Source organism: Ruegeria sp. AO1 (genome assembly GCF_056535985.1).
In genome coordinates, this window is sequence record NZ_JBQFJC010000001.1 from 479101 (window position 1) to 502279 (window position 23179).

Sequence of the window (23179 nt, forward strand, 5' to 3'; positions counted from 1 at the left end):
GATGGCAAAACTCGGTAAACGTACCCGCGCTGCGCGCGAAGCTGTCGCTGGCAAGGAAAACCTGTCGGTTGAAGAAGCAGTTGCCCTGGTAAAAGGCAACGCGACCTCGAAATTCGACGAGACCATCGAAATCGCGATGAACCTGGGCGTTGACACCCGTCACGCAGACCAGATGGTTCGCGGCGTTGTTGGCCTGCCGAACGGCACCGGTAAAGCGATGCGCGTTGCTGTATTTGCGCGTGGCCCCAAGGCAGACGAAGCGAAAGAAGCAGGTGCAGACATCGTTGGCGCAGAGGACCTGATGGAAACCATCCAGGGCGGCACCATCGAATTTGATCGCTGCATCGCGACCCCTGACATGATGCCGATCGTTGGCCGTCTGGGTAAAGTTCTGGGCCCGCGTAACCTGATGCCGAACCCCAAAGTTGGCACCGTGACCATGGACGTGAAAGCGGCCGTGGAAGCAGCCAAAGGTGGTGAAGTTCAGTTCAAAGCTGAAAAAGGTGGCGTTGTGCACGCCGGTGTTGGCAAAGCGTCCTTCGACGAAGCCAAGCTGGCTGAAAACGTACGTGCCTTCATCTCGGCGGTTGCGAAAGCCAAGCCGTCTGGCGCGAAAGGTACTTACATGAAGAAGATCGCCCTGAGCTCGACCATGGGCCCGGGTGTGACGCTGGATGTGGCGGCTGCAGCTGGCGAATAAGCCTTAACGCAGACGTAGAAATCCTTGAAACCCGAGTAGCGCAAGCTGCTCGGGTTTTTTGATGCCCTAGCGAAAGGCCTGTTGCAGACGCAATTGCAGCCGCTCTCGTTTGCGCAGTTCAAATTCGCTGCAGGTGAAGTCCGGTTGCCAAAGGCGCAGCCAGTCCTTCAGCAATCGGCCCCGCAGGCAGCAATCGAGGATCTGAGTGTCGATCGGGTGGCGATACTGGCGGAAGAACATCTCCTTGTTGCGGGTCAGAACGCCGCTTCGATCGATGTCCCTATTGGCCCCGTCCCGGAAGATATCCGCCTTCAGAAAGTCGACGATATCATAGACGGCCAGCTTGTCGCGGGCCTCGGTGAAATCCAGCCCGATGGCGGTGCCTTGGCCCATGATCAGGTTCAGGCCGTGAAAATCCCCATGGGAAAACACACGTAGGTCATGGCGGTTTTTCAAGGCTGCGGCTTCGGCCAGAAACACCTCGACCATGGGTTGGCTGATATCCGAGATATGTGAGGGTACTTGGGCGGACTGCTCGCGTATGCTGTCGGTCATCCAACGCGGCCGAAATGTGTAGTCCGTGGCGTTTTGAACCCCATGCAGGTCATGCAGCCACGACCCCGCCCGTCGATAAATTTGCGCCACCTGGGCGTCGTCGTCGCTGTTGTAGATGATATCCGTCGCGGTTGGGCGTTCGACAAACTCGGTCACCATGAACGCGCCGCTTGGCGACATGTAGACGGGACGAACGACCCGATTGTTTTTGGACGTCTTGAAGTGTTCGGTCAGTTGCACCAGTTGGTTGAACTCTTTGCGGAGGCGTTCTGTTTCCGGCGACAAGGTATCAAGCTTCAGCGCATAGGAACGGTTCGCTGTTTCGACCTTCCACACTAGGCGGGTATCGGGAAAGGCATGGGATCGGCAGTGGAACCGGATCTGCGTGATGGGCGTGTTCAAACAGGCCTGCGTCAGTTCTTGAGCACAGGCGCTGGCCTTTTCGAATTCTTCCAGAGTAGCCGCTGTCATTTTGCCTCAAGCCCGGAGTGTTTTCGGGCATTCATATCGGAGGTGACCGTAGCTGAAACCCACTGTCAATGACATTGCTGGCGTGTATTGACCGCTCTGCGGGTCGCCCCGCATACAAAGGGGGGTTCGGACCTGATGCCGCAAGTGCAAATAGGGGCAATTTACCCCTTGGAAACCCCAGCCATCTGCCCTAAGTAGGGCTGCGAAGTAAAGCGTGCGATTCGTCGTGCGCTTTATTTCGTTTCGTCCAAGACGGTGGGTGGTGCCATATGGCCCCTTAATTCCCTGCCTGAGACGGGTAAGACCAAAGAATTCTGAGGGTCCCACCCTCGGGCGCATTTTGGCCAATCCCGTAACAACGGACCTGAACGCCGGGGTCAACCCCTCGGCAAATATGAGCCGGGGTGAGTGATCGCCCCAAACTTGGAGAGAACTGTGGATAGAGCCCAGAAAGAGAAAGTGGTCGAGGAACTCGGCCAAATCTTCGAAAGCTCTGGCGTCGTAGTGGTTGCTCACTACGCCGGTCTGACAGTTGCCGAGATGCAGGACCTTCGCGCACGTGCTCGTGACGCGGGCGGCTCCGTGCGTGTTGCCAAGAACAGGCTCGCCAAAATCGCCCTTGAGGGTAAGCCGTGTGAAAGCATGGCCGACCTGCTGACAGGGATGACCGTTCTGACCTATTCCGAGGACCCCGTGGCAGCAGCCAAGGTGGCCGAGGACTTCGCCAAAGAGAACCAAAAGTTCGAAATCCTTGGCGGTGCAATGGGCGAGAACGCTCTGGACCGGGCTGGTGTTACAGCCGTGTCGAAAATGCCGTCGCGTGAAGAGCTTATTGCTACGATCGCTGGTATGCTTGGCGCGCCTGCTTCGAACATCGCCGGTGCAATTGGCGCACCTGCAAGCAACATCGCAAGCATCCTTTCCACCATCGAAGAGAAGGCGGAAGCTGCGTAAGCGGTTGGCACTGAATGATCTGCGTAGGGGATACCCCCTGACGTTGGAACACACACTGTAAACGGAAAGAGCTGATAAAATGGCTGATCTGAAAGCACTCGCAGAAAGCATCGTGGGTCTGACCCTGCTGGAAGCACAAGAACTGAAAACCATCCTCAAAGACGAATACGGCATCGAGCCCGCAGCAGGCGGCGCAGTTGTCATGGCTGCTGGTGGCGACGCCGGCGGTGCAGCTGAGGAAGAAAAAACCGAATTCGACGTCGTTCTGAAGAACGCCGGCGCATCGAAAATCAACGTCATCAAAGAAGTTCGCGGCATCACCGGCCTGGGCCTGAAAGAAGCCAAGGAACTGGTCGAAGCCGGCGGCAAGATCAAAGAAGGCGTAGACAAAGCAGAAGCAGAAGACGTCAAAGCCAAGCTGGAAGCAGCTGGCGCCGAAGTCGAGCTGGCCTAAGCTTAGTCTCTGGCGCATCGCTGATGTGCCGAAAAATTTGGCTGGGTCCGGAGAAATCCGGGTCCAGCCGAACCTGTCTTAGAAAGGGCCTCATGTCGTGGGGCGTTTTCTAAGACACGGTTTTCGGATCGGGAGGCCGCCTTCGGGACGGTGGCCACGAATTGATCCGGGCGTGTCGTCTCGAATGTGCAAGATGCCGGGGCCCGACGGTGTCTTTGCCCGCTGAGAACATCGAAAGGTGACATCTGACATGGCTCAAACGTTCCTTGGCCAGAAACGTCTTCGTAAATATTACGGCAAAATCCGCGAAGTGCTGGAGATGCCGAACCTCATTGAGGTACAGAAATCTTCTTATGATCTTTTCCTGCGCTCCGGCGATGCAGAACAGCCCACAGACGGCGAAGGCATCAACGGCGTGTTCCAGTCGGTTTTCCCGATCAAGGATTTCAACGAAACCTCCGTTCTGGAGTTCGTGAAATACGATCTGGAAAAACCGAAATACGACGTCGAAGAGTGCATGCAGCGCGACATGACCTACAGCGCGCCGCTGAAGGTCACTCTGCGTCTGATCGTGTTTGATGTCGATGAGGACACCGGCGCGAAATCGGTCAAGGACATCAAAGAACAGGACGTGTTCATGGGCGACATGCCCCTGATGACACCGAACGGGACGTTCATCGTGAACGGCACCGAGCGTGTGATCGTGTCCCAGATGCACCGCTCGCCCGGTGTGTTCTTTGATCACGACAAGGGCAAGACCCATTCCTCAGGCAAGTTGCTGTTTGCCTGCCGCATCATCCCGTATCGCGGCAGCTGGCTGGACTTTGAGTTCGACGCCAAAGACATCGTATTCGCTCGGATCGACCGTCGCCGCAAACTGCCTGTGACAACCCTGCTTTATGCTTTGGGTCTGGATCAGGAAGCGATCATGGACGCGTACTACAACACCGTGTCCTACAAGCTGGACAAGAAGAAGGGCTGGGTCACGCCGTTCTTCCCCGAGCGTGTACGCGGCACCCGTCCGACCTATGATCTGGTTGACGCCAAATCCGGTGAAGTGATTGCCGAAGCGGGCAAGAAAGTCACTCCGCGCGCGGTCAAGAAGCTGATCGACGAGGGCACTGTCACCGACCTGCTGGTTCCGTTCGATCACATCGTTGGCAAATATGTCGCCAAGGACATCATCAACGAAGAAACCGGTGCGATCTACGTCGAAGCCGGTGACGAGCTGACGCTGGAATACGACAAAGACGGCGAGCTGATCGGCGGCACCGCGAAAGAGCTGATCGACGCGGGCATCACCGACATTCCGGTTCTGGACATCGACAACGTCAATGTTGGCCCCTACATGCGCAACACCATGGCGCAGGACAAGAACATGAACCGCGAAAGCGCGCTCATGGATATCTACCGCGTCATGCGTCCAGGCGAGCCGCCCACCGTCGAAGCCGCGTCGGCCCTGTTCGATACTCTGTTTTTCGACAGTGAGCGTTATGACCTGTCCGCTGTTGGCCGCGTGAAGATGAACATGCGTCTGGCTCTGGACGCGCCGGATACCCTGCGCACCCTGCGTCGCGAAGACATCGTGGCCTGCATCAAGGCGCTGGTGGAATTGCGTGACGGCAAAGGTGACGTGGACGATATCGACCACCTCGGCAACCGTCGTGTGCGTTCGGTCGGCGAATTGATGGAAAACCAGTACCGCGTTGGTCTGCTGCGCATGGAGCGCGCGATCAAAGAGCGTATGTCGTCGGTCGAGATCGACACCGTCATGCCTCAGGACCTGATCAACGCGAAACCGGCTGCGGCTGCTGTTCGTGAATTCTTCGGCTCGTCGCAGCTGTCGCAGTTCATGGACCAGACCAACCCACTGTCGGAAGTTACCCACAAACGCCGCCTCTCGGCGCTTGGCCCGGGTGGTCTGACACGTGAGCGTGCGGGCTTTGAGGTGCGCGACGTGCACCCGACCCACTATGGCCGGATGTGCCCGATTGAAACGCCGGAAGGTCCGAACATCGGTCTGATCAACTCGCTGGCCACCTTTGCCCGCGTGAACAAGTATGGCTTCATCGAAACACCGTACCGCGTCGTGAAAGACGCTGAGGTGACCGATGAGGTTCACTACATGTCCGCGACCGAGGAAATGCGTCACACTGTGGCGCAGGCGAACGCGACGCTGGACGCTGATGGCAAGTTCATCAACGATCTGGTGTCGACCCGTCAGGCCGGTGACTACACGCTTGCCCCGCGCGAGAATGTGGACCTGATCGACGTGTCGCCAAAACAGCTGGTATCAGTAGCTGCATCGCTGATCCCGTTCCTTGAAAATGACGACGCCAACCGCGCTCTGATGGGCTCGAACATGCAACGTCAGGCGGTTCCGCTGCTGCGGGCCGAGGCACCGCTGGTCGGTACCGGCATTGAGGAAAAGGTTGCTATTGACTCGGGCGCTGCGATTCAGGCGAAACGCGCCGGTATCATCGACCAGGTCGATGCCCAGCGTATCGTTATCCGCGCCACCGAAGATCTGGAACTGGGCGACGCTGGCGTTGACATCTACCGTCTGCGCAAGTTCCAGCGGTCTAACCAGAACACCTGCATCAACCAGCGTCCGCTGATCAAAGTGGGTGACACCGTCCAGAAGGGCGAGGTCATCGCTGATGGTCCGTCGACCGATATGGGTGAACTGGCGCTGGGTAAGAACGTGGTCGTCGCGTTCATGCCGTGGAACGGTTACAACTACGAAGACTCGATCCTGATCTCGGAGCGCATCGCGCGTGATGACGTGTTTACCTCGGTCCATATCGAGGAATTCGAAGTCGCCGCCCGTGACACCAAGCTGGGCCCGGAAGAGATCACCCGCGACATCCCGAATGTCGGTGAAGAAGCGCTGCGCAACCTCGACGAGGCGGGCATCGTTTACATCGGTGCGGATGTTGAGCCGGGCGATATTCTGGTCGGCAAGATCACTCCGAAGGGCGAAAGCCCGATGACCCCGGAAGAAAAGCTGCTGCGCGCCATCTTTGGTGAGAAAGCATCAGACGTGCGCGACACCTCGCTGCGCGTGAAGCCGGGCGATTACGGTACGGTCGTTGAGGTCCGCGTCTTCAACCGTCATGGCGTCGAGAAAGACGAGCGTGCGCTGCAGATCGAGCGTGAGGAAGTCGAACGTCTGGCCCGTGACCGGGATGACGAACTGGCGATCCTTGACCGCAACATCTATGCGCGCCTGCAGGGCCTGATCCTGGGTAAAACCGCTGTCAAAGGCCCGAAAGGCGTCAAGGCAGGGTCGGTGATCACCGAGGAGCTGCTGGAAACCCTGACCCGTGGTCAGTGGTGGCAACTGGCGCTGGAAGGCGAGCAGGACGCACAGATCGTTGAGGCTCTGAACGAGCAGTACGAAGTGCAAAAGCGTGCTCTGGACGCCCGTTTTGAAGACAAGGTCGAGAAAGTCCGCCGTGGTGACGACTTGCCGCCGGGTGTGATGAAGATGGTCAAAGTCTTCATCGCCGTGAAGCGTAAGCTGCAGCCGGGCGACAAGATGGCCGGTCGTCACGGGAACAAAGGCGTGATCTCCAAGGTTGTTCCGATGGAAGACATGCCGTTCCTGGCCGATGGTACGCCGGTAGACTTCTGTCTGAACCCGCTAGGTGTGCCTTCGCGTATGAACGTTGGTCAGATCCTTGAAACCCACATGGGTTGGGCCGCGCGCGGTCTGGGTCTGAACATCGACGACGCTCTGGGTGAATACCGCCGGTCCGGCGATCTGACCCCGGTTCGCGAAGCGATGAAGCTGGCCTATGGCGAGAATGTCTACGAAGAAGGCATCACCGGTTTGGACGAGGATGGCCTGATCGAGGCTGCGGGCAACGTGACCCGCGGTGTTCCGATCGCAACCCCGGTCTTCGACGGCGCCAAAGAGGCTGACGTCAACGACGCGCTGGTGCGTGCGGGCTTCTCTGAAAGCGGTCAGTCGGTTCTGTTCGACGGTCGTACCGGTGAGCAATTCGCACGTCCGGTGACCGTGGGCATCAAGTACCTGCTGAAACTGCACCACCTGGTGGATGACAAGATCCACGCGCGTTCGACCGGGCCGTACAGCCTGGTGACCCAGCAGCCGCTGGGTGGTAAGGCGCAGTTCGGTGGTCAGCGCTTTGGTGAGATGGAGGTCTGGGCTCTGGAAGCTTACGGCGCCGCCTACACCTTGCAGGAGATGCTCACCGTGAAATCGGATGACGTCGCCGGCCGGACCAAGGTCTATGAGTCGATCGTCAAGGGCGAGGATAACTTTGAAGCGGGCGTACCGGAATCGTTCAACGTTCTGGTGAAAGAAGTCCGTGGCCTCGGCCTAAATATGGAACTCCTGGATGCGGAGGTGGATGAGTAATCAATGAACTGGGTTGGGGAGCTTCCAGTATGGACTGGTGTCCTCGGAGCTTACCTGAGTGGCTGCCTTACAATTGCGTCAATTCAATATGCCCCGCACAGCACCTCAACCCTGTTCAAGATTCTAAGACCGATACTCTTTCTTTTTGGAGGGTTCGCCTTCCTGGCGTCGGTCCAAATCATCTTCTTCTAAATCCCCTAAGAAAGGGACTTTAAATGAACCAGGAAATCACCAACAACCCGTTCAACCCGCTGACGCCCCCGAAGGTCTTCGACGAGATCAAGGTCTCGCTGGCGTCGCCCGAGCGGATCCTGTCTTGGTCCTATGGCGAGATCAAGAAACCCGAAACCATCAACTACCGGACGTTCAAGCCTGAACGCGACGGTCTGTTCTGCGCGCGTATCTTTGGCCCGATCAAAGATTACGAATGTCTCTGTGGCAAATATAAGCGGATGAAGTATCGCGGCGTTGTCTGCGAAAAATGCGGTGTGGAAGTCACCCTGCAGAAAGTCCGCCGCGAGCGTATGGGCCACATCGAACTGGCCGCACCCGTCGCACACATCTGGTTCCTGAAGTCGCTGCCGTCCCGCATCGGTCTGATGCTGGACATGACGCTGCGCGATCTGGAACGCGTTCTGTACTTTGAAAACTATGTCGTTATCGAGCCCGGTCTGACCGACCTGACCTACGGCCAGATGCTGACCGAAGAAGAGTATATGGACGCGCAGGATGCCTATGGCATGGACGCGTTCACCGCGAATATCGGTGCAGAAGCCATTCGTGAGATGCTGGCCCAGATCGATCTGGAAGCCGAAGCCGAGCAGCTGCGCGCTGATCTGGCCGAAGCAACCGGCGAGCTGAAGCCCAAGAAGATCATCAAGCGTCTGAAGGTTGTCGAATCCTTCCTCGAGTCGGGCAACCGGCCTGAGTGGATGGTGATGACCGTGATCCCGGTCATTCCGCCGGAACTGCGTCCGCTGGTTCCGCTGGATGGTGGCCGTTTCGCGACCTCGGATCTGAACGATCTGTATCGCCGCGTCATCAACCGGAACAACCGTCTGAAGCGTCTGATCGAACTGCGCGCGCCTGACATCATCGTCCGCAACGAAAAGCGGATGCTGCAGGAATCCGTGGACGCTCTGTTCGACAATGGCCGTCGTGGCCGCGTGATCACCGGCGCCAACAAGCGTCCGTTGAAATCGCTGTCGGACATGCTGAAGGGTAAGCAGGGTCGCTTCCGTCAGAACCTTCTGGGGAAACGCGTCGACTTCTCGGGCCGTTCGGTCATTGTGACCGGCCCCGAGCTGAAGCTGCACCAGTGTGGTCTGCCCAAGAAGATGGCGCTGGAGCTGTTCAAGCCGTTTATCTACTCGCGCCTTGAAGCCAAGGGTCTGTCTTCGACCGTGAAACAGGCGAAGAAACTGGTCGAAAAAGAGCGTCCCGAAGTGTGGGATATCCTCGACGAGGTGATCCGCGAACACCCTGTCATGCTGAACCGTGCGCCGACGCTGCACCGTCTTGGCATTCAGGCGTTCGAGCCGGTTCTGATCGAAGGTAAAGCCATCCAGCTGCACCCGCTGGTCTGTTCGGCCTTTAACGCCGACTTCGACGGTGACCAGATGGCCGTTCACGTCCCGCTGAGCCTTGAGGCCCAGTTGGAAGCCCGTGTTCTGATGATGTCGACGAACAACGTTCTGTCGCCTGCAAACGGCGCGCCGATCATCGTTCCGTCGCAGGATATGATCCTGGGTCTCTACTATGTGACCCTGGAACGCGAAGGCATGCCGGGCGAAGGCAAGGTGTTCGGATCGATCGACGAAGTTCAGCACGCGCTGGATTCCGGCGAAGTGCACCTGCACACCAAGATCACCGCGCGGATCACGCAGATCGACGACGAAGGCAACGAAGTTCAGAAGCGTTATGAAACCACTCCGGGCCGTCTGCGCCTGGGTGCTCTGCTGCCGATGAACAACAAAGCGCCGTTCGATCTGGTCAACCGCCTGCTGCGGAAGAAAGAAGTGCAGCAGGTCATCGACACCGTCTACCGCTATTGCGGTCAGAAAGAGTCGGTTATCTTCTGTGACCAGATCATGTCGATGGGCTTCAAAGAAGCGTTCAAGGCGGGCATCTCGTTCGGTAAGGACGACATGGTTATTCCGGACGACAAGTGGGGCATCGTTGATGATACCCGCGGTCAGGTGAAGGACTTTGAACAGCAGTACATGGACGGCCTGATCACTCAGGGCGAAAAGTACAACAAAGTTGTCGATGCCTGGTCGAAGTGTAACGACCGCGTCACCGAGGCCATGATGTCGACGATCTCGTCGTCGGATCGGGCTGAGGATGGCTCCGAACAGGAACCGAACTCGGTCTACATGATGGCCCACTCCGGTGCGCGTGGCTCGGTCACTCAGATGAAACAGCTGGGCGGTATGCGTGGTCTGATGGCCAAGCCGAACGGTGACATCATCGAGACGCCGATCATCTCGAACTTTAAAGAAGGTCTGACCGTTCTCGAGTACTTCAACTCGACCCACGGTGCCCGTAAGGGTCTGTCGGATACCGCTCTGAAGACGGCGAACTCGGGTTACCTGACCCGTCGTCTGGTGGACGTGGCGCAAGACTGTATCGTCCGTGAGATCGACTGTGGCACCGAGCGTGCGATCACTGCCGAAGCCGCCGTGAATGACGGTGAGGTTGTTGCCTCGCTGGCCGAACGTGTGCTGGGTCGTGTGGCGGCTGACGATGTTCTGCGTCCGGGCACCGATGAGGTGATCGTTGCCGCAGGTCAGCTGATCGACGAACGCATGGCGGACACCATCGACGAAGCCGGTGTTGCCTCGATGCGCATCCGCTCGCCTCTGACCTGTGAGTCCGAGGAAGGCGTCTGTGCAACCTGCTACGGTCGTGACCTTGCACGCGGTACTATGGTGAACACAGGTGAAGCTGTCGGCATCATCGCCGCGCAGTCGATCGGTGAACCCGGTACACAGCTGACCATGCGTACATTCCACATCGGTGGTGTTGCGCAGGGTGGTCAGCAGTCGTTCCAGGAAGCCAACCAGGAAGGCGTTGTTGCGTTTGAGAACCCGCAGATCCTGGTCAATGCCGCAGGTGAAAGTCTGGTCATGGGCCGGAACATGAAGCTGGTGATCAACGACGAACACGGCGAAGAGCGGGCCAGCTTCAAACTGGGCTACGGCTCCAAGCTGTTCGTCAAGGACGGCACCAAAGTGGCCCGTGGCGACAAGCTGTTCGAATGGGACCCCTACACCCTGCCGATCATCGCCGAAAAAGCCGGTACTGCGAAATATGTCGACCTGGTTTCGGGCCTTGCTGTCCGCGACGAGACCGACGAAGCAACCGGTATGACCCAGAAGATCGTGATCGACTGGCGCGCGGCCCCCAAGGGCAGCGACCTCAAGCCCGAGATCATTCTGGTTGGCGAAGATGGCGAGCCGGTCCGCAACGATGCGGGCAACCCGGTTCACTACCCGATGTCGGTGGATGCGATCCTGTCGGTCGAAGACGGTCAGAAAGTCGAAGCTGGTGACGTTGTTGCGCGTATCCCGCGCGAAGGTGCCAAGACCAAGGACATCACCGGTGGTCTGCCGCGTGTGGCCGAACTGTTCGAAGCACGTCGTCCGAAAGATCACGCGATCATCGCAGAAGCCGATGGTTACGTGCGCTTTGGTCGCGACTACAAGAACAAGCGCCGCATCAGCATCGAACCGGCTGACGAGTCCATGGAGACCATCGAGTACATGGTGCCCAAGGGCAAGCACATCCCGGTCGCCGAAGGGGACTTCATCCAGAAGGGTGAATACCTGATGGACGGTAACCCGGCTCCGCACGACATCCTGTCCATCATGGGTGTCGAAGCGCTGGCGGATTACATGATCGACGAGGTGCAGGACGTCTATCGTCTGCAGGGCGTGAAGATCAACGACAAGCACATCGAGGTCATCGTGCGCCAGATGCTGCAGAAGTGGGAGATCCTGGATTCAGGCGACACCACCCTGCTGAAAGGCGAGCATGTCGACAAGCAAGAGTTCGACGCGGCCAACGAGAAGACCATCGCCCGCGGTGGTCGTCCGGCACAAGGCGAGCCAATCCTTCTGGGGATCACCAAAGCCTCGCTGCAAACGCGTTCGTTCATCTCTGCGGCGTCGTTCCAGGAAACCACCCGCGTCCTTACCGAAGCGTCGGTTCAGGGCAAGAAAGACAAGCTGGTTGGCCTGAAAGAGAACGTCATCGTTGGTCGTCTGATCCCTGCCGGTACCGGTGGAGCAACTCAGGCCGTCCGCCACATCGCGCAGTCGCGTGACAATGTGGTCATCGAAGCCCGTCGGGAAGAGGCCGAAGCCGCTGCTGCTCTGGCCGCGCCCAGCTTTGACGACGACATGGTCGGGGATGAGCTGGACGTTCTGGTGGAAACGCCGGAAAGCCGCGAGTAACCCTCGTTTCTGAGAGACAGAAAAGGCCCTGCGGTTTCGCGGGGCCTTTTTGTTTGCGCCCCCCGAAGTGCGCTTTCGCAAAGAAAATTATCAATGTGACCCGGTTTGTGGCATGGTTGCGCAAAGCAGAGGAGGGGGCCGCCATGACAACCCGGCAAACGCAAGGGCGCAAGCGCCTGTATGACAGCATTCTGGACACTGTCGGAGACACGCCCTGCGTGCGCATCAACAGAATCGCGCCCTCAAACGTGACGGTTTACGTGAAGTTCGAAGCGTTCAACCCGGCCAGTTCAGTGAAGGACCGCCTGGCGTTGAACATCATCGAAGCGGCCGAGCGGGACGGTCGGTTGAAACCGGGTCAGACGGTGGTCGAGGCGACCTCGGGCAATACCGGGATCGGATTGGCGATGGTCTGCGCGGCCAAGGGCTATCCTCTGGTTGTGACCATGGCCGACAGTTTTTCGGTGGAGCGGCGCAAGCTGATGCGGTTTCTGGGGGCCAAAGTTGTCCTGACCCCACGCGCCCAAAAAGGGTTCGGCATGTATACCAAAGCCAAGGAACTGGCCGAGCAGAATGGCTGGTTCCTCGCAAGTCAGTTTGAAACCGCGGCCAATGCCGACATTCATGAAAACACCACCGCGCAGGAGATTCTGGCGGATTTCGACGGGCAGAAGCTCGACTATTGGGTGACGGGTTATGGCACTGGCGGAACCGTCTCGGGCGTTGCGCGGGTTCTGAGGAAAGAACGCCCTGAGACGATGATTATCCTGACGGAACCTGCGAATGCGGCGATTGTCTCGTCAGGCTATGTGAATACCCGCAACGACACGCATCAGCCGACCGAAAGCCATCCGAACTTCGAGCCGCATCCGATTCAGGGTTGGACGCCTGATTTCATTCCTTGGGTCTTGCAGGAGGCCATAGACAACGGCTTCTATGATGAGTTGATCCCCGTGCCCGGCGCAGACGGGATTGCCTGGTCGCGCCGTCTGGCTGCGGAAGAGGGGATTTTCACCGGCATATCGGGTGGATCCACATTTGCGGTCTCGATGAAACTGGCTGAGACCGCGCCGGACGGATCGGTGATGCTGGTGATGCTTCCAGATACCGGTGAACGGTATCTTTCGACCCCGTTGTTCGAAGGGGTGGAGGAAGAGATGACGGATGAGGAGATCGCGATCTCTAAATCGACGCCATCGGCTCAGATGACGGACTGAAGCGACTGGAAAACAACCGGTTACAGTTGCTCTTCGTGAAAAAATTTTAGGATTGAGACGCGCGAATTGACTTTGCGTTAGATTGAAGCGTGAATACCGCCATTGTTTGAAGGCCGAGTATTGTTTGAATGAGTCCAAATGTTAAAGGCGCACTGCTGATGATGGCCAGCATGGCCGCATTTACAGTGAATGACACGCTGGTCAAAATCGCGCTGCGAGAATTGCCCTTGTTTCAGTTGGTTGCGATCCGGGGGGCTTTGGCGACTCTGCTTGTTTACGGGTTGGCGCGCCATCTTGGGGCGTTACACCTGAATTTTTCGCGGCATGACAAATTGTTGGTCTCAATTCGCTGTGTTGCCGAACTGTCCGCGACGTTTTTCTTTCTGACTGCGCTCAAGAACATGCCGTTAGCGAATGTGACTGCGGTTCTTCAGGTGTTGCCGCTAACCGTGACGCTGGGGGCAGTTCTGTTCTTCTCGGAACATATCGGCTGGCGGCGGATCATGGCCATTGTTGTCGGGTTCATGGGCATGTTGCTGATCGTACGGCCCGGGCCGGACGGGTTCAGCGTCTATGCGATCTATGCGTTGCTGGCTGTGGTCTCGGTGACGATCCGAGACCTGATCACCCGGCGCATGTCGCCGCAAGTTCCATCACTGGTGGTGACCCTGGCCACCTCTCTGTCGATCTCTGTTGCCGCAGGGCTGGTGTCGACGTTTGAGGGCTGGGTCAACCTGTCCGGCGGCAATGCTGTTCTGGTGGCCTCGGCGGCTGTATTTGTCCTGATCGGATATCTATGCAGCGTGATGGTTATGCGAGAAGGCGAGGTTGGGTTTATCGCCCCTTTCCGATACTCCAGCCTGATTTGGGCCTTGGGGCTGGGCTGGGTTGTGTTTGGCGAATGGCCCGATGCGGTGACCTTGTTCGGCGCCGGGCTGGTTGTCGCGGCTGGCTTGTTTACCCTGTTCCGCGAAAGGACCACTCAGGGCGCGCCGTGAACCTGCCGGACGATGCTCTGATCAATGGCAAAACGGGCGATGAACTCTCCCTCAAGCTCGGGGGTGAGGGCCGAGAGTTCGCGGTCATAGTTGCGCGCCCCGCGTGAGTCGTTGAACCCGTTGAGCGAACGCACCCACATTGGTGCATCGGTATAGCTGACGATGGGCATGAAGCGGCCCATGCGATGATGGGTAAAGCTGATGATCGTCTGTTTGCAACCACCTGCGATATGCATTCCAAGACCCACGCCCAAAAGCGGTTTATGCGTCGGTTTCGCCGTGATCCCATCGGCGTTGAGACGGGCAAAGAAGCCCTGATTGAAATCAATGCCGACAATGGTGTTGCGTTCCATCAGGCCCTTGCTGTCGCGGGCGGATTCGCGCAGACGTTCAACGAAATCCACGGATACCGCGTCGTCATCGTCGTGGCGGAATTGGATGCAAGGCTGAGCCGGGTCTTTGCGGGCTGCGTTCAGAATATCCTTCATGATATGGCGATGCGATTTGTCGGCCCGAGGCGACTCCTCGACGATCCGGACCTGTTTCACATCTGCTGTCAGGTCGTGTAGCCGGTCATAGGCATCTTTCGGCAGGCAGTCTCCGATCACCACCAGCAGCTCGAAATCCTCGTCGGTGTGTTCGCGAAAACAGGGCAGGGTCGAGGACTCAAACAGTCGGAACCTCTCTTCCAGACGGGCAGGGCTGTAGAGGTGACGACGCCGATCATCCAGGGTTTCATGTTCGGTCTGAAAGCTGCCAAGGGCTGGAAAGGAAAAGCGGCAAAGGCCGATAACCTGCATCTGTCATCCATCGCAAAACGGTTCTGCGCGCACTATGACGGGCTATGCCTGCACCCGCAACGCCAGAAGAGGCTGGCTGGCACCCGCAATCGTTGATATTACAGCGCAATCCGGCCAGTTTTGCGCACTGGGGTAAGTGCTGTTGACACTTGGGCCGACTCCCCCTATTACGCGCGTCATCTCGGTACCGGGGGCCGCCCCAAAACCGATTTCAGTAATGAACTGGTCAAGACCCGGACAATTTTGCAGTTCGCGTCCTCTGATAACCAACCGCGACGTTCACCTCGGAATGGGAACGCTCGCGGGTTTTGCGCTTGTGGACGCATAAGTGCAGCAAATTTAACCGCACGCAATGCGCGTGCATGTCATGTGTGTTGCAAAACGGGGAAGAAACCGGAATGCCAACTATTCAACAGCTGATCCGCAAACCGCGGCAGCCCAAAGTAAAACGCTCGAAGTCCATGCACCTGGAGCAGTGCCCGCAGAAACGCGGCGTCTGCACACGTGTATATACAACCACACCGAAGAAGCCGAACTCGGCTATGCGTAAGGTTGCCAAGGTGCGCCTGACCAACGGGTTCGAGGTCATCTCGTACATCCCCGGTGAAAGCCACAACCTGCAGGAACACTCGGTTGTTCTGATCCGTGGCGGCCGTGTAAAAGACCTTCCCGGTGTGCGTTACCACATCCTGCGCGGTGTTCTGGATACTCAGGGCGTCAAAGATCGTAAGCAACGTCGTTCGAAATACGGCGCGAAGCGTCCCAAGTAAGAAGGAGAGGCTGATATGTCACGTCGTCACGCCGCCGAAAAACGCGAAGTCCTGCCTGACGCCAAATTTGGCGACAAGGTTCTGACAAAATTCATGAACAACCTGATGATCGACGGCAAAAAGTCGGTCGCAGAGCGCATCGTTTACAACGCGTTTGACCGCGTTGAGAACAAAATCAAGCGCGCACCTGTTGAAGTGTTCCACGAAGCGCTCGACAACATCAAACCGTCGGTCGAGGTTCGCTCGCGCCGGGTTGGTGGTGCAACCTATCAGGTTCCGGTCGAAGTGCGCCCCGAGCGCCGCGAAGCACTGGCCATCCGTTGGCTGATCACTGCTGCGCGTGGCCGCAACGAAAACACCATGGAAGAACGTCTCGCCGGCGAACTGCTGGACGCTGTACAGTCCCGCGGTACCGCCGTGAAGAAGCGCGAAGACACCCACAAGATGGCCGAGGCGAACAAAGCCTTCAGCCACTACCGTTGGTAATTCAGAGGCTTATCAAAAATGGCACGCGAATATCCGCTCGAACTATACCGTAACTTCGGTATCATGGCGCACATTGACGCAGGTAAGACCACCTGCTCGGAGCGTATCCTGTATTACACTGGTAAATCCCACAACATCGGTGAGGTGCACGATGGTGCAGCCACCATGGACTGGATGGAGCAGGAGCAGGAACGCGGCATCACCATCACTTCGGCTGCGACCACCACTTTCTGGGAGCGCACCGAGGACGGTCAGACCGCCGATACCCCCAAGCACCGCCTGAACATCATCGACACCCCCGGCCACGTTGACTTCACCATCGAGGTTGAGCGTTCGTTGGCGGTTCTCGACGGTGCCGTCTGCGTTCTGGACGCAAACGCAGGTGTTGAGCCCCAGACCGAAACCGTGTGGCGTCAGGCTGACCGCTACAAAGTTCCGCGTATGGTTTTCGTCAACAAGATGGACAAGATCGGCGCAGACTTCTTCAACTGTGTTCGCATGATCGAAGACCGCACCGGCGCACGCGCTGTTCCGGTTGGTATTCCGATCGGCGCCGAGTCCGAGCTGGAAGGTCTGATCGACCTGGTCACCATGGAAGAGTGGCTGTGGCAGGGCGAAGATCTGGGCGCAAGCTGGATCAAAGCTCCGATCCGCGACAGCCTGAAAGACATGGCTGACGAATGGCGCGGTAAGATGATCGAAGCGGCCGTCGAAATGGACGACGACGCGATGATGGAATACCTGGAAGGCAATGAGCCCGACGTTCCGACCCTGCGCGCCCTGCTGCGCAAAGGTACTCTGGACATCGCGTTCGTTCCGGTTCTGGGTGGTTCGGCGTTCAAGAACAAAGGCGTTCAGCCGCTGCTCAACGCTGTGATCGACTATCTGCCCAGCCCGCTGGACGTTGTTGATTACATGGGCTTCAAACCCGGCGACGAAGAAGAAGTTCGTGACATCGCACGTCGTGCAGACGACGAAATGGCCTTCTCGGGCCTGGCGTTCAAAATCATGAACGACCCCTTTGTTGGCTCGTTGACCTTCACTCGGATCTACTCGGGCACCATGAACAAGGGTGACTCGATCTTGAACTCGACCAAAGGTAAGAAAGAGCGCATCGGTCGTATGATGATGATGCACTCGAACAACCGGGAAGAGATCGAAGAAGCGTTTGCAGGCGACATCATCGCGCTGGCGGGTCTGAAAGACACCACCACCGGTGACACCCTGTGTGACGCGAAGGATCCGGTGGTTCTAGAAACCATGACCTTCCCCGATCCGGTGATCGAAATCGCGGTTGAGCCCAAAACCAAGGGCGACCAAGAGAAGATGTCCCAGGGTCTGGCCCGTCTGGCCGCCGAAGACCCGTCCTTCCGTGTGGAAACCGACCTGGAATCGGGTCAGACCATCATGAAGGGCATGGGTGAACTTCACCTGGACATCCTGGTTGACCGTCTGAAGCGTGAGTTCAAGGTTGAAGCGAACATCGGTGCTCCTCAGGTGGCCTATCGCGAAACCATCTCAATGCCGGTCGAGCACACCTACACCCACAAGAAACAGTCGGGTGGTTCGGGTCAGTTCGGTGAGGTTAAACTCGAGATCACGCCGACCGAGCCGGGCGAAGGTTATTCGTTCGAAAGCCGCATCGTTGGTGGTGCCGTTCCGAAGGAATACATCCCGGGTGTCGAAAAAGGCATCCAGTCGGTTATGGACAGCGGCCCTCTGGCTGGCTTCCCCGTGATCGACTTCAAGGTTGCCCTGCTGGACGGTAAGTTCCACGACGTTGACTCGAGCGTTCTGGCGTTCGAAATCGCGGCCCGTATGTGTATGCGTGAAGGCATGCGCAAAGCTGGCGCGAAACTGCTGGAACCGATCATGAAGGTCGAAGTGATCACCCCGGAAGAATACACCGGCGGTATCATCGGCGACCTGACCTCGCGTCGTGGCCAGGTGTCTGGTCAGGAACCGCGCGGCAACGCGATCGCAATCGACGCGTTCGTTCCGCTGGCGAACATGTTTGGCTACATCAACACTCTGCGTTCGATGTCGTCGGGCCGTGCCCAGTTCACCATGCAGTTCGACCACTACGATCCGGTTCCGCAGAACATCTCGGACGAGATCCAGGCGAAATACGCATAACCAAAGATTTGAGGGAGCGTGGGTATCACGCTCCCTTCATTACCGAAAAAGGAGGCCATCATGGCAAAGGAAAAGTTTGAGCGTACAAAACCGCACGTCAACATCGGCACGATTGGGCACGTTGACCACGGCAAGACGACGCTGACCGCAGCGATCACCAAGTATTTCGGTGACTTCAAAGCGTATGACCAGATTGACGGTGCGCCGGAAGAGAAAGCGCGCGGCATCACCATCTCGACCGCCCACGTGGAATACGAGACCGAGAACCGCCACTACGCGCACGTTGACTGCCCCGGCCACGCCGACTACGTCAAGAACATGATCACCGGTGCTGCTCAGATGGACGGCGCGATCCTGGTTGTGAACGCTGCTGACGGCCCGATGCCGCAGACCCGCGAGCACATCCTGCTGGGCCGCCAGGTTGGCATCCCGAAGATGGTCGTGTTCCTGAACAAAGTTGACCAGGTTGACGACGAAGAGCTGCTGGAACTGGTTGAGATGGAAGTTCGCGAACTGCTGTCCAGCTACGAATACCCTGGCGACGATATTCCGATCATCGCAGGTTCGGCTCTGGCCGCGATGGAAGGCAACAAGCCTGAAATCGGCGAAGAGAAGATCAAGGAACTGATGGCGGCCGTTGATGAGTACATCGACACCCCTGAGCGTGCTGTTGACCAGCCGTTCCTGATGCCGATCGAAGACGTGTTCTCGATCTCGGGTCGTGGTACCGTTGTGACCGGTCGTGTTGAGCGCGGCGTGATCAACGTTGGTGACGAAATCGAAATCGTCGGCATCCGCGACACTTCGAAAACCACCTGCACCGGCGTTGAAATGTTCCGCAAGCTGCTGGACCGCGGTGAAGCGGGCGACAACATCGGCGCGCTGCTGCGTGGTGTTGACCGTGACGGCGTTGAGCGTGGCCAGGTTCTGTGTAAGCCGGGTTCGGTTACACCGCACACCAAGTTCGAAGCCGAAGCCTACATCCTGACCAAGGAAGAAGGCGGTCGTCACACTCCGTTCTTCGCGAACTACCGTCCTCAGTTCTACTTCCGTACAACTGACGTGACCGGCACCGTGACCCTGGCGGAAGGCACCGAGATGGTCATGCCCGGCGACAACGTGTCGTTCGGCGTTGAGCTGATCGCACCGATCGCGATGGAGCAGGGCCTGCGCTTCGCGATCCGCGAAGGCGGCCGCACCGTCGGCGCCGGCGTTGTATCGAAAATCACTGAATAATTCGCGCAAGCGAATAATCAGACGGAAAGGGCGTCCCTCGGGACGCCCTTTTTCGTTTGAGCTATACGTTTCCGAGGTGGGCCTAAACGTTTTCGAACCGAGATGACGCTTGGAAAGCTCGCCGTCGTTAAGGGCAAAACGGATTGTGGTTTCTTAATCCAAACTCCACCTCACCCAAAGACAGGAAACCCACATGTGATCTGAAACAAAAAGCGGGGCGTGCGCAGGCCGATCCGCTGACGCAATCAGGAGGAAATCATGTTAGGTTTTGAATTCTTGAACTATGGAACGCAAATCCTTCACAGCAAGGATCTGGAGGACATGCGTGCTGCGATCCTTAGTGACGACGACCAGGAAGTCGACTGTGATATCAGTGAGTTTAGCCGCGAGCGTAAGCGGTTCGACGTCCGGCTTGCCGAGCAGCCTAACAGAATCTGAAGCGCTAAAGCACGTCCAGAACCTGTGTCGTCAACCAGCGTATTCACTGTAGCGTGGGGTGAAAACCTTCCAGACCAAGTCGGTTTTCTCTGAATGCTCAATTGTCGCGTGTAGGCTTTACACCTCGCCCATAGTTCTTTAGCGCGTTCTTGTTGCGAAGTTGGTCCTGAAGATCAGTTCTTAGTGCTAGGTCGTGTCGCTCTTTGAGGTGGGACAAAGCCAACAAACCCCTTGCCAAACCCCACCAACCCCACTAATACGCGCGAGTTCTCGATAAGAACGTCAAGGCGGGGTGATTCCCGCCTTTTGGGTTCGAAGAGGGTTGGCGATGCGCGTCTGTCCTCCTCTCAACCTCAACGCCTAAAAAAGGCTGTTAATATGCAAAGCCAAAATATCCGTATTCGGCTGAAGGCATTTGACTATCGCGTTCTGGATGCCAGCACGCAAGAGATCGTCAACACTGCCAAGCGGACCGGCGCGAACGTGCGCGGCCCTATCCCGCTGCCGAACAAGATTGAGAAGTTCACGGTTCTCCGTGGCCCTCACGTTGACAAGAAATCCCGCGACCAGTTCGAGATCCGTACGCACAAGCGTCTGCTCGACATCGTTGATCCGACCCCCCAGACCGTTGACGCGCTGATGAAGCTCGACCTCGCTGCTGGTGTGGACGTCGAGATCAAGCTGCAGTCGTAAGATCGGAGGGTATAGATTATGCGCTCTGGTATTATCGCAAAAAAAGTCGGCATGACCCGGCTGTTCATGGAAGACGGCAAGCAGATCCCTGTGACCGTTCTTCACCTGGACAACCTGCAGGTCGTTGCACAGCGTACCGCTGACAAAGACGGCTACACCGCCGTTCAGCTGGGCGCCGGCGCTGCCAAGGCAAAACGCACCTCGAAAGCCATGCGCGGGCACTACGCCGCTGCAAAGGTTGAGCCCAAGCGTAAGCTGGCCGAGTTCCGCGTCTCCGAAGATGGTCTGATTGATGTGGGCGCCGAGATTTCGGCAGAACACTTCCTGGAAGGTCAGAAAGTTGACGTTTCGGGCACCTCGATCGGTAAAGGCTTTGCCGGTGCGATGAAGCGCTGGAACTTTGGTGGTCTGCGCGCCTCGCACGGTGTTTCGATCAGCCACCGTTCGCACGGTTCGACCGGTCAGTGTCAGGACCCGGGCAAGGTTTTCAAAGGCAAGAAGATGGCCGGTCACATGGGTGCTGCCCGTGTTACCACCCAGAACCTGGAAGTCGTCAAAACCGACGCCGACCGGAACCTGGTCTTCATCAAAGGCGCCGTTCCCGGACCGAAGTCGGGCTGGGTCACCGTCAAGGACGCCGTGAAGAAGAAAGCACCGGAAGGCCTGCCTTTCCCGGCTGCTGTGAAATCGGCTGCAACCGAAGCACCTGCGGAAGAAGCTCCCGCGGAAGGTGGTGAAGCATGAAACTTGATGTAATCAAACTGGACGGCGGCAAAGCCGGCGACATCGAGCTGAACGCCGATCTGTTCGGTCTCGAGCCGCGTGCGGACATTCTGCACCGTGTGGTCCGTTGGCAGCGTAACAACGCGCAGGCCGGCACACACAAGGTGAAGACCCGCTCGGAAACCAGCTACTCGACCAAGAAGATCTATCGCCAGAAGGGCACCGGTGGCGCACGCCATGGTGACCGCAACGCGCCGATCTTCCGTGGTGGTGGTATCTACAAAGGCCCCGTTGTGCGTTCGCACGGCCACGACCTGCCCAAGAAGTTCCGCAAGCTTGGCCTGCGCCACGCTCTGTCGGCGAAAGCCAAGGCAGGTGAACTGGTTGTGATCGAAAACGCCGAAGCCGAAGGCAAGACCGCCGCTCTGGCCAAACAGGTTGCAAACCTGGGCTGGAAACGCGCTCTGGTCATCGACGGCGCGACCGTGAACGAAGGGTTCCTGAAAGCGTCCAAGAACATCGAAGGTCTGGATATCCTGCCGACGATGGGCGCAAACGTCTATGACATCCTCAAGCGTGACACCCTGGTGCTCACTAAAGCGGCTGTCGAAGCACTGGAGGCTCGTCTGAAATGAGCGCGAAGGCAGAACACTACGACGTGATCCGCAAGCCGATCATCACCGAAAAGTCGACCATGGCGTCCGAAAACGGCGCGGTTGTCTTTGAAGTGGCGATCGACAGCAACAAGCCGCAGATCAAAGAGGCCGTTGAGGCACTGTTTGGTGTGAAGGTCAAAGCGGTGAACACCACCGTGACCAAAGGCAAGGTCAAGCGGTTCCGCGGCCAGCTGGGCCGTCGGAAAGACGTCAAAAAAGCATATGTGACCCTGGAAGAGGGTAACACAATCGACGTGAGCACCGGTCTTTGATCCGACGCTTACTGCGAGCATTCACGGCCTCGGCGGTTCAACCCGCCGGGGCCGATTTCGTTTCAGACCCTGAAACTGTGCGTGTGCAGGTGCTGGAGCAAATGCGGGCGTTCAGTGCCGAGCCTTATTTTCAGATTGCCGATGAGAAGCTGGGGCTGCTGTCGGTGTTTGATGATCTGAAATACGACCGGGCAGATGTGGACATGATCTCTCCGGCGATGCGCAAGCATGTGGTCGGCAAGCTTGGTCCGCTGGGGTTCCGCCAGACCTCCGGCACGGTGTTGGAGCACGCCAAGGCTGATATGCGCGTGCACATCCCCAAGTTCCACGCCCTCGGCGCGTCGCCATTCGATATCACACGCTACACCGATAAACGCCCGCAGGACTACTGCCTGCTGACGCCCACGCAAGTGGCCTGCCAGTACGTGGATCACTATGAGTTGGACGACGCGGTGCAACGGATCGAGGCGTTGATTTCGAAGCACCCGATCAACCTGCTCAAACTGGTGGATTATCTGGAAGCCAAACCCAAACACCGCGCCTTTCGCGAGGTGCTGGGGCATATCAAACTCAAGCAGAGGATCGCGGTGGAGTCCGAGCCGCTGTGCCGCAGACGGTCTTTGGGGTGAGTACTTGGTGAAGCCTTTGTTGTGTGATCGATAGACACCGCTGCGATACCGGAATCTGCGTATGCGACAGAAACGATCAAATCGACTTGTTATTGCGTCTTGATAGTAATCTGCGACGCAAGGACCTCTGCTCTACGCACACAGAGC

19 protein-coding genes are annotated in these 23179 nt (G+C 57.7%); 17 read left to right on the forward strand and 2 right to left on the reverse strand.

What is annotated here, in order from left to right; all coding sequences use genetic code 11:
- Position 1 precedes the first annotated feature (1 nt).
- Positions 2 to 700, forward strand: coding sequence for a 50S ribosomal protein L1 (gene rplA, locus ACR3FB_RS02365; protein ID WP_170375389.1), 699 nt, complete (start codon positions 2 to 4; stop codon positions 698 to 700).
- 66 nt (positions 701 to 766) lie between these two features.
- Here rplA and ACR3FB_RS02370 read toward each other — a convergent pair whose 3' ends face one another.
- Complete coding sequence (locus tag ACR3FB_RS02370; RefSeq protein WP_480563814.1) at positions 767 to 1726, reverse strand: phosphotransferase family protein; 960 nt, start codon at positions 1724 to 1726, stop codon at positions 767 to 769.
- Positions 1727 to 2161: 435 nt separating this feature from the next.
- Here ACR3FB_RS02370 and rplJ point away from each other — a divergent pair, with 435 nt between their 5' ends.
- The 6 genes from rplJ to ACR3FB_RS02400 all read left to right on the forward strand — a co-directional run bounded on the left by rplJ (position 2162) and on the right by ACR3FB_RS02400 (position 14193).
- Positions 2162 to 2680: a 50S ribosomal protein L10 gene (gene rplJ / locus ACR3FB_RS02375; protein ID WP_170375385.1), complete on the forward strand. Its 519-nt coding sequence runs from the start codon at positions 2162 to 2164 to the stop codon at positions 2678 to 2680.
- 79 nt (positions 2681 to 2759) lie between these two features.
- Positions 2760 to 3134 (forward strand): 50S ribosomal protein L7/L12, encoded by a 375-nt coding sequence (gene rplL / locus ACR3FB_RS02380; protein WP_008204003.1) that lies wholly within the window; start codon positions 2760 to 2762, stop codon positions 3132 to 3134.
- A 250-nt stretch (positions 3135 to 3384) separates the two neighbouring features.
- On the forward strand, positions 3385 to 7521 hold the full coding sequence (rpoB, locus tag ACR3FB_RS02385) for a DNA-directed RNA polymerase subunit beta (RefSeq protein ID WP_480563817.1): 4137 nt from the start codon (positions 3385 to 3387) through the stop codon (positions 7519 to 7521).
- A gap of 215 nt (positions 7522 to 7736) precedes the next feature.
- Complete coding sequence (gene rpoC / locus ACR3FB_RS02390) at positions 7737 to 11978, forward strand: DNA-directed RNA polymerase subunit beta' (protein WP_480563819.1); 4242 nt, start codon at positions 7737 to 7739, stop codon at positions 11976 to 11978.
- 143 nt (positions 11979 to 12121) lie between these two features.
- Positions 12122 to 13195, forward strand: a complete 1074-nt coding sequence (locus ACR3FB_RS02395) for a PLP-dependent cysteine synthase family protein (RefSeq protein WP_480563821.1) — start codon at positions 12122 to 12124, stop codon at positions 13193 to 13195.
- Positions 13196 to 13323: 128 nt separating this feature from the next.
- Positions 13324 to 14193 carry a DMT family transporter gene (locus tag ACR3FB_RS02400; protein WP_480540196.1) on the forward strand — a complete coding sequence of 290 codons (870 nt, stop codon included), beginning with the start codon at positions 13324 to 13326 and terminating at the stop codon, positions 14191 to 14193.
- Here ACR3FB_RS02400 and ACR3FB_RS02405 read toward each other — a convergent pair.
- A complete protein-coding gene (locus ACR3FB_RS02405) occupies positions 14178 to 14993 on the reverse strand; it encodes a putative rhamnosyl transferase (RefSeq protein ID WP_480540195.1) in 816 nt (271 codons plus the stop codon). The two genes, ACR3FB_RS02400 and ACR3FB_RS02405, sit on opposite strands and share 16 nt — an antisense overlap.
- Positions 14994 to 15391: 398 nt before the next feature.
- Between ACR3FB_RS02405 and rpsL the strand changes: the two genes are divergently transcribed.
- The 10 genes from rpsL to ACR3FB_RS02455 all read left to right on the forward strand — a co-directional run bounded on the left by rpsL (position 15392) and on the right by ACR3FB_RS02455 (position 23032).
- Positions 15392 to 15763 (forward strand): 30S ribosomal protein S12, encoded by a 372-nt coding sequence (gene rpsL, locus ACR3FB_RS02410; protein ID WP_005621086.1) that lies wholly within the window; start codon positions 15392 to 15394, stop codon positions 15761 to 15763.
- A 15-nt stretch (positions 15764 to 15778) separates the two neighbouring features.
- A complete protein-coding gene (gene rpsG, locus ACR3FB_RS02415; protein ID WP_039529242.1) occupies positions 15779 to 16249 on the forward strand; it encodes a 30S ribosomal protein S7 in 471 nt (156 codons plus the stop codon).
- Between the two features lie 18 nt (positions 16250 to 16267).
- A complete protein-coding gene (fusA, locus tag ACR3FB_RS02420) occupies positions 16268 to 18385 on the forward strand; it encodes an elongation factor G (RefSeq protein WP_170375372.1) in 2118 nt (705 codons plus the stop codon).
- A gap of 60 nt (positions 18386 to 18445) precedes the next feature.
- Positions 18446 to 19621, forward strand: coding sequence for an elongation factor Tu (tuf, locus tag ACR3FB_RS02425; protein ID WP_170381019.1), 1176 nt, complete (start codon positions 18446 to 18448; stop codon positions 19619 to 19621).
- Positions 19622 to 19879: 258 nt separating this feature from the next.
- Positions 19880 to 20059 (forward strand): hypothetical protein, encoded by a 180-nt coding sequence (locus ACR3FB_RS02430; RefSeq protein ID WP_170642065.1) that lies wholly within the window; start codon positions 19880 to 19882, stop codon positions 20057 to 20059.
- Between the two features lie 378 nt (positions 20060 to 20437).
- Entirely contained in the window at positions 20438 to 20752 is a 315-nt protein-coding gene (gene rpsJ, locus ACR3FB_RS02435) for a 30S ribosomal protein S10 (protein WP_008756422.1), read from the forward strand.
- An 18-nt stretch (positions 20753 to 20770) separates the two neighbouring features.
- Positions 20771 to 21496, forward strand: coding sequence for a 50S ribosomal protein L3 (gene rplC, locus ACR3FB_RS02440; protein ID WP_008758167.1), 726 nt, complete (start codon positions 20771 to 20773; stop codon positions 21494 to 21496).
- Complete coding sequence (rplD, locus tag ACR3FB_RS02445; protein WP_170463489.1) at positions 21493 to 22110, forward strand: 50S ribosomal protein L4; 618 nt, start codon at positions 21493 to 21495, stop codon at positions 22108 to 22110. Before rplC ends, rplD begins: the two co-directional genes overlap by 4 nt.
- Positions 22107 to 22403 (forward strand): 50S ribosomal protein L23, encoded by a 297-nt coding sequence (locus tag ACR3FB_RS02450; protein ID WP_008757532.1) that lies wholly within the window; start codon positions 22107 to 22109, stop codon positions 22401 to 22403. Before rplD ends, ACR3FB_RS02450 begins: the two co-directional genes overlap by 4 nt.
- On the forward strand, positions 22400 to 23032 hold the full coding sequence (locus tag ACR3FB_RS02455; protein WP_480563823.1) for a hypothetical protein: 633 nt from the start codon (positions 22400 to 22402) through the stop codon (positions 23030 to 23032). The genes ACR3FB_RS02450 and ACR3FB_RS02455 overlap by 4 nt, the downstream gene beginning before the upstream one ends.
- Positions 23033 to 23179 lie beyond the last annotated feature (147 nt).